The organism is Parafrankia discariae (genome assembly GCF_000373365.1).
Lineage (GTDB): Bacteria > Actinomycetota > Actinomycetes > Frankiales > Frankiaceae > Parafrankia > Parafrankia discariae.
Genome location: NZ_KB891121.1, coordinates 1 through 7,148, shown reverse-complemented (window position 1 = coordinate 7,148; position 7,148 = coordinate 1). Strand labels below are relative to the sequence as shown.

Below are 7,148 nucleotides of genomic sequence, written 5' to 3'. Positions count from 1 at the left end.
CCCTCGACGGACAGCCGCTGTCGGAGTGGAAGGAGGAGCTGAACAGGGTGCACCGCAAGGTCCGGGCCCGCGTCGAACACGCCCTCGCCGGGATGAAGACCTGGAAGATCCTGCGTGACTACCGCCGCCAGGCCCGCACCCTCGGGATCACCGCGGCCGGGATCGCCCATCTCTACAACATCAGCCGGACCGGCTGACCGGTCACGCGGACCGGCCACACCCCACCCAAACCGAGTTACGAAACAGCCTTTAGTCTTGTGCCGCGTGGCTGCCGATATTCGTGAGATTCTGCCTCCCGCGACCAGCTCCGCGTACCCCGCGATGGCCGCGCTCCGCCCGAACATCCACACCGGGAGCGAGTTCGTCCAGCTCGTCGACGCCGTCCAACGACCCGAGGGATATCGCCTGGTGGGCGCCTTCGAGCAATCCAATCCGGCTGCACGGGCGGTAGCCGGATTCCGTATCGGCCACGCCCTGTCCTTCGGTCGCTATCTCTACGTGGACGATCTCTCAACGCTCGAATCCGCACGCCGACACGGATACGCCGGCCGTCTGCTCGCATGGCTGTTCACTGAGGCCCACCGCCTCGGCTGCGACCAGGTCCGGCTGGACTCAGGCGTCGGGCCCACCCGGACCGACGCTCACCGTCTCTACCTGAACGCAGGCATGGCCATCGCCGCGCATCACTTCACCCATGTTCTCGACCGGTAGACGGATCCGGTCGTACCGATCACTGCACCGCGCAGCTTGAGAACAGTGGGGCTCCGCCCCGGACCCCGGCCCTTCCTCTGGAGGAGGGGAGGAACCGCCGCAGGTCGCGAGGAGTCGGACGTGCAGCACCGCTGATCGCCTCCGCCACACGGGCACCCGCAGGGTTACCCCAAAACCTCCCGACCGCGCAAGAGCGCACGGCACCTAGCAGGCACGGCCGGACCGTTGGCGCTCTTGCACGGCCGAGAGAACCCGGAGTGAGGCGCAGCCTGCCCGCCCGACGGAGGAGATCAGCTCAGACGGGAGTCGGTAAAGATCAATCGGCATGGGGTAACAGGTGCAGATCACCGGACTGTCGACGTGCAGCGTCACCCCGCTGCGGCCACCGGACGAGAGACAATGATCGTGGCATGGTTATCCGGTCTGGCCGTCCCGGCGACGTGGACGAACTGCTGGCGTTCTGGCGGCATGCCGCCGATGGCACGAGCGTGAGCGACGACCCGATCGGGGTCGGCCGGCTGCTGACCCATGACCCCGCGGCCGTGCTTGTCGCCGAACTGGACGGAGTCATAATCGGCACGGTGGTGGCCGGATGGGACGGATGGCGCGGCCACATCTATCGACTCGCGGTCGCCCCCGACCGTCGCCGGACCGGTGTGGCACGTGCGCTGCTGGCGGCGGCCCACGACCGTTTCGTCGTTCTCGGCGCTGTCCTGGCCGACGCGATGGTGGAAGACGACAACCTCGACGCCCACGCGACCTACGAGAAAACCGGGTACCAGAAACAGGAAGGCCGAACCCGGTGGCTCCGGGATCTCCACACCCGCACTGACCGTACGGAGTGACCCAAGAAGATCAACAAAGTCGGGACGAATANGGTAGTTCGCCGACCTGTTGCGTGCGGCGCTTCACGCCTCTGCTGGTCGATGCGGCGCGGCCGTGCCGCCACCGGCCCGGCGACAGATGGTTCGTCGACGAAACGTATGTGAAGGTCACCGGCTGCTGGACCTACCTGTACCAGGGCGGCTGACCAGCACGGGCAGGTCATCGACGTCCTCGCCGGCACCCGTCTACCCGCGGATCCTCGACGAGCTCCTCCCCGAAGCCTGCCACGTCGACGCCGCCCGGGAGAACAACCGGATCGAGACCGATCATGGCCGCTTGAAAGCCCGGCTACGGCCGATGCGTGGACTCAAACGGCTGCACTCGGTCCAGACGATCAGCACCGGGCACGCCCTCATCCAGAACATCCGACGCGGCCACTACGAACTCGCCGTCGGCACCGACCCGAGGCTGCGGTTGGCCGCCGCGTTCACCGAACTCGCAGCCGCTGTCTGGCCGCCGGTCGCCGCGGCCGCTGGCGTGCCCCGCTTCCTCGGAACACAACAGTTCCCCGCCATCTCTCTACGGCGCGGGCCCGGTCGGCGCGGCGGCCCGCCTGCGGTGTTGCTCACTTTCGTCTGATGCTGTTCATGTAGTGGATTCCATGGGGCGGCTTTGGGGTGATCTGATGCCTATCGCCCTCGAAAGCTGTCGAGGGGTGACGTCCCCCCAGCTGGAGGCAGCGTGCCTGACACCGTCGTCCCGGGACACGCGTGGCCAGCACGCCGTCGCGCCTGGGGGATGATCATGGTCGCGATCATCGCCGCTGTGGCGATGATCGCGGGCATGGCCCGGCCCTCGGTGGCCGCGGACGGCGATGCGCCCCCCACCAGCGTCACGATCGACATGCCGGTGCCGCACGGCTTCGACCGCGCCAAAGCCCAGATCTGGGTCGACGAGATCAACGGCCGCCACCCGAAACTGAGCGACACCGTCCGGGAGGAGCTGGAGAACTACCCGCTCCTGCTCGCCCCGTCAGGTGGGTTGGCCCCCCCGTTCACCGTGTGGAGGGACTACGACGGCGCACTGGCGGCGACCTCGACCGGGGTGTCCCTCACGATCGACGGCGGTGAGGTCCAGGCCACCGACTGGGCGGACATGCTTATCGGCGCCTTCGGGATGGCGGCTGCCTACTACGTTCGGGCCTGGTGCCTTGCTATCGCCGGCGCCTCGGGCGCGGGGGCCATTCCCGGCGCGGTGGTCTGCACATCATTCGGCGGGTTCGTCGGCACCTTCTCCGCCGGCGTTCTGGGAATGTACCGGCAAGGAGCCCTGGGCAGCTGGAAGGACTGGGGCTACACCCTGGGCGCGGCCACGCTGGCCGCACTGGGCGGCGGTGCCTGGGAGAAGTGGCTCAGCCCCTGGGTCAAGGCGAACGGCGGGGCGCTCATCCAGGGGATCTGGCAGTCCATGCGGACCTTCGGGCTGAAGCTGGCGGCCTGGTGGCCGTCCCTCGGAGGGATCTTCACCAACGCCTCGGCCGGCATGGCCGCGAACGCCGGCCCGCTGCTGGAAGGGATCATCGCTGGGCTGTTCCGCACGACCAACGCGACGGACCTGCGGGTGATGCCGCTGGGTGACTCGATCACCCTCGGCACCGGCAGCTCCACCAGGTCCAGCTACCGGGGCCGGCTGTGGGACCAGCTGCACGACGACGTGGACTCCCTCGACTATGTCGGCTCCGTGGACTCCGGCTCGCTGGCAGACACCGACAACGAAGGCCATTCGGGCTGGACGATCAGCCAGATCACCAACATCGTCTGCAGGGTGCGCCAGTACCGGCCGAACGTCGTCACGCTGCACGTCGGCACGAACGACATGTCGCAGAACCTCGACGTCGCCGGCGCCCCCGACCGGCTGCGCCGGCTCATCTCCGCGATCCTCGACACCGCCCCGGAGACGACCGTTCTGGTCGCCACGCTCGTTCCGTCCACGGACGCGGCGACGAACACCCGCATCCAGTCCTACAATGCCGCCATCCCGGGCGTCGTGACGAAGTTCGAGGCCGCGGGCCGGGCCGTGCACCTGGTCGACATGAGCGCCGTCGGCACCGCCGACATGAACGACTCGCTGCACCCGAACGACACCGGTTACCGCAAGATGGGCGACGCCTTCTACAAGACGATCGGCGACGTCCTGAAGTACGACGCGTTCCGGGTCCCCCAGGCCGGTTTCGCGGACGCCTGCGGTTCCGCGACAGGCGGCGCGGGCGGTACCACCAACCCGGTGGATCCGTCGCAGACCTCCCAGGAGGGCTGGCGCTACGAGGGGCAGATCGTCTCCGGGGTCGGCGCGTCCCGCGACGAGGTGCGCTTCGCCGACATCAACGGCGACGGCCTCGACGACTACCTCGTGGTCGACGCACAGGGCCGGGTACGGGCCTGGCTGAACAACCGCACCAACGGATCGACGTCCTGGACCGGCGGCACGGAGGTCGTCTCCGGGGTCGGCGCGTCCCGCGACGAGGTGCGCTTCGCCGACGTCAACGGCGACGGCTTCGACGACTACCTCGTGGTCGGCGCGCAGGGGCAGGTGCGGGCCTGGATCAACAACCGCGGCAACGGGTCACCCTCCTGGACCGGCGGCACGGAGATCGCCGCCGGGGTCGGCGCGTCCCGCGACGAGGTGCGCTTCGCCGACATCGACGGTGACGGCCGCGACGACTATCTGGTGCTCGGCGCGCAGGGGCAGGTGCGGGCCTGGCTGAACGACGCCGGCCCCGGTGGGCCGTCCTGGGCGTACAAGGGCGAGGTCGCCAGCGGCGTCGGTGCGACCCGGGAGATGGTGCGGCTGATCGACCTGGACGGGGACAGCCGCGCCGACTACCTGGTGGTCGACGATCAGGGGGGTGTGCGTGCCTGGCTGAACACCTACGGCTCCACCAGCCCCGGATGGGTGTGGCAGGGCCAGGTAGTGGCCGCTGTCGGTGCCGGCCGCGCCAACGTCGAGTTCGCCCGGATCGACGGGGGCAGCGCCAGCGACTACCTGGTGGTCAACAGCACCGGGCAGGTCACGGCCTGGGTGAATCAGCGGTTCGACCAGGCCGTCCGTTGGGGCTACCAGGGCCTCGTCGCCAGCGGTGTCGGCGCGACGCCGGACCAGGTGCGGTTCGCCGACCTCAACGGCGACCACAAGGACGACTACCTGGTCGTCGGCGCCAGCGGAGAGCTACGGGCCTGGCTGAACAACCACGGCGGCACGGGAGCACCGTGGCTGTGGCAGGGCGAGTCCGGCCCGAGCGTCGGGGCGTCGCCGGCGACGGTGCGCTTCGCCGACCTCAACGGTGACGGCAGGGACGACTACCTGGTCGTCGGCGACCAGGGACAGGTCCGAGGCTGGCTGAACAACCGCGGCGGCACCGGCGCGCCGTGGCTGTGGAAGGGCGAGGTCGGGCCTGGCGTCGGGGCGTCGCCGGCGACGGTGCGCTTCGCCGATTTCAACGGTGACGGCAGGGACGACTACCTGGTCGTCGGCGCGGGCAGCCAGGTGCAGGGCTGGCTGAACACCGCCGGCGGCAGCACCGGCGTGACCTGGACCCCGGCAGGTGACGTTGCCGCGGGCATCGGCCTGCCCGGATCCCTGGTCACCTTCGCCGACATCGACGGTGACCACCGGGACGACTACCTCATCACCAGCAGCACCGGACGGATCTGGGCCTGGCTGAACCGACGCGGCTCCGGGGGCGCCGCCTGGGCTGCCCAGGGCGAGATCGCCAGCGGCGTCGGAGTAAGCCGTGACCAGCTCAACCTCGTCGACTACAACGGCGACGGCCGGGACGACTACCTGGCCCTCGACGCCGCCGGCGCGGTGACCGCCTGGGCGAACAACGGCATCATCCGGAAGGGATAGCGGGGGGGGGCACTGTTGCATCCGGCGACTCCAGCCGATCTTGACCGCAGGTCTTCCCGTAGCTGAGCCTCCATGGGGCTCGGTCGGCAGGTCGACGGTGCTCCAGCGGTCACGTCCGGGGGTGTGGTGTACGGAGAGTGACTTCGCGTGATCCTGGTTCAGGCTATGCGGGGAGGGCTTCGGGCGTCACGTGGTGGCTCCGACGGTGGGAACGCGTCGGGTCGTGATGATCTCGGTGTAGCTCTCGACGGTCGGGACATCGGGAAGGTGCAGTCCGGGGGGCGGTGACGCGGCGACCTGTTCGATCCCGCCGCCTGCAACCGGACCCGCTCCCGGCGGGCACGGTCAGCATCCGTCAACCCGCCGCCATCGGGATACCTCATACACCCGGTATACCCACCCAGCTGAACAAGACCGAAGACACCATCACCCCCCACGTTCAACGTCAGTAAGTGCATCCTCGTGTTACGGCACGCTCACCTGACCGTTTCGTCGGCGGATCGGCCTGAGCGTCAGAGCTCAAACAAGGCAATGACCTCAGCTGTCAGCAGCACCTGATATGGAAGTTCACGCAGTACAGCACCATTGACGCTGATGCCGCGCTTCTGCGCCGCTTCGGCAAGTTCCTCCCAGGGATGAAGATCGGGATCATCCTCATCATCTGTTCGCACCAAGTCCAGGATTTCCGCGACCAAGTCGCTTGCTTTCCGCGCCCAGGATACTTCCCCGCTGGCCCCGTACCGGGAAGCAGTGAACCCTCGGTCCATGTCAAGTCTTATCAAAGAATCATCGCCCAAACGGATATACTGAGTAATCTTGACACTTATGCTGGGCAGGGTATTTTCTTTTGGTGGCTCGTCTACGTCGCAAATAGCAAGCGTCCCCACCACCCAAAGATCGCGCAGATTGAAAGGCTGAGACTTCTCCAGATCCCCTGGTTCCGGAACATGAACCGGGACAAAACGAAAATCGTCTGTAGTTCTCCCGTCGCTCACTCATCCAGTGTGTCGCAGCTGAGGGCCTTCGGCAAGGGTATGGCGCAGCGAACTGGACGATGTCTTCTCGGTCCTTTCGCCGCCTCGTAGCGGCCACGGCGATACGGCGATACGGCGATGCAGTCACACCAACGTGCTGCGGATCGGCTCGACGCCCCAGCTCAGCCCACCGTCGGTGCGGTCGGCGTGCTCACGGACGAACCTCACGAGCACCTCGAGGGCCGAACGAGCTCGGCCGTAAAGAAAGCCGGCGCCGCTTTGAGGATCTCGTTCGCCCGCCGCAGCTCGGTGTTCTCCCGCCGCAGCCGCTTCAGCTCCTCGCCGCCTGTCTCCGCGCGCTGCCCACCGACGGCTTCGGCTTGGGCCTGGCGGACCCAGATCCGCAGCGTCTCCGTGTGAAGCTGCCCCGGTTCCGTTCACAGGTAGGGGCGAGCTCAACCCGTCAGTGCATCAACCGCTCTGCGAGAGTAGCAGGTGATTGAGTCTTTCGGCGGGNGTATCCCAGTCCAGGGTCTGACGCGGGCGGCGATTCAACAGGTCGGCGACACGGTCGAGTTCCGCCTGTGTGTGATCCGACAGGTCGGTGCCCTTAGGGAAATACTGGCGGAGCAGCCCGTTGGTATTCTCGTTGCTCCCACGCTGCCATGGTGAATGCGGGTCGCAGAAGTAGACAGGGATACCGGTCGTGACGGTGAATCGGGCGTGCTCGGC

5 protein-coding genes and 4 pseudogenes are annotated in these 7,148 nt (G+C 67.7%); 5 read left to right on the top strand and 4 right to left on the bottom strand.

From position 1 onward, the window contains the following. From B056_RS44070 to B056_RS35330, 5 genes and pseudogenes are all read left to right on the top strand, one after another. Positions 1-197: pseudogene (locus tag B056_RS44070) on the top strand (IS5/IS1182 family transposase); the annotation flags it as partial. A gap of 124 nt (positions 198-321) precedes the next feature. Continuing rightward, positions 322-711, top strand: a complete 390-nt coding sequence (locus B056_RS0105915) for a GNAT family N-acetyltransferase (RefSeq protein ID WP_018500971.1) — start codon at positions 322-324, stop codon at positions 709-711. Positions 712-1,121: 410 nt separating this feature from the next. After that, on the top strand, positions 1,122-1,556 hold the full coding sequence (locus B056_RS0105910; RefSeq protein WP_035750270.1) for a GNAT family N-acetyltransferase: 435 nt from the start codon (positions 1,122-1,124) through the stop codon (positions 1,554-1,556). 53 nt (positions 1,557-1,609) lie between these two features. After that, positions 1,610-2,046, top strand: a pseudogene (locus B056_RS35335) (DDE-type integrase/transposase/recombinase); the annotation flags it as partial. 231 nt (positions 2,047-2,277) lie between these two features. Beyond that, a complete protein-coding gene (locus B056_RS35330) occupies positions 2,278-5,442 on the top strand; it encodes an FG-GAP-like repeat-containing protein (RefSeq protein WP_154676864.1) in 3,165 nt (1,054 codons plus the stop codon). Between the two features lie 308 nt (positions 5,443-5,750). Here the strand turns inward: B056_RS35330 and B056_RS46355 are convergent. From B056_RS46355 to B056_RS41685, 4 genes and pseudogenes are all read right to left on the bottom strand, one after another. Continuing rightward, positions 5,751-5,825: pseudogene (locus tag B056_RS46355) on the bottom strand (helix-turn-helix domain-containing protein); the annotation flags it as partial. A 129-nt stretch (positions 5,826-5,954) separates the two neighbouring features. Further along, a complete protein-coding gene (locus B056_RS42395; RefSeq protein ID WP_154676863.1) occupies positions 5,955-6,437 on the bottom strand; it encodes a hypothetical protein in 483 nt (160 codons plus the stop codon). Positions 6,438-6,566: 129 nt separating this feature from the next. After that, positions 6,567-6,829 (bottom strand): annotated as a pseudogene (locus tag B056_RS44065) (IS3-like element ISMyma3 family transposase); the annotation flags it as partial. A gap of 58 nt (positions 6,830-6,887) precedes the next feature. Beyond that, on the bottom strand, positions 6,888-7,148 hold a 261-nt coding region (locus B056_RS41685; RefSeq protein WP_154676862.1), incomplete at its 5' end, for an IS30 family transposase.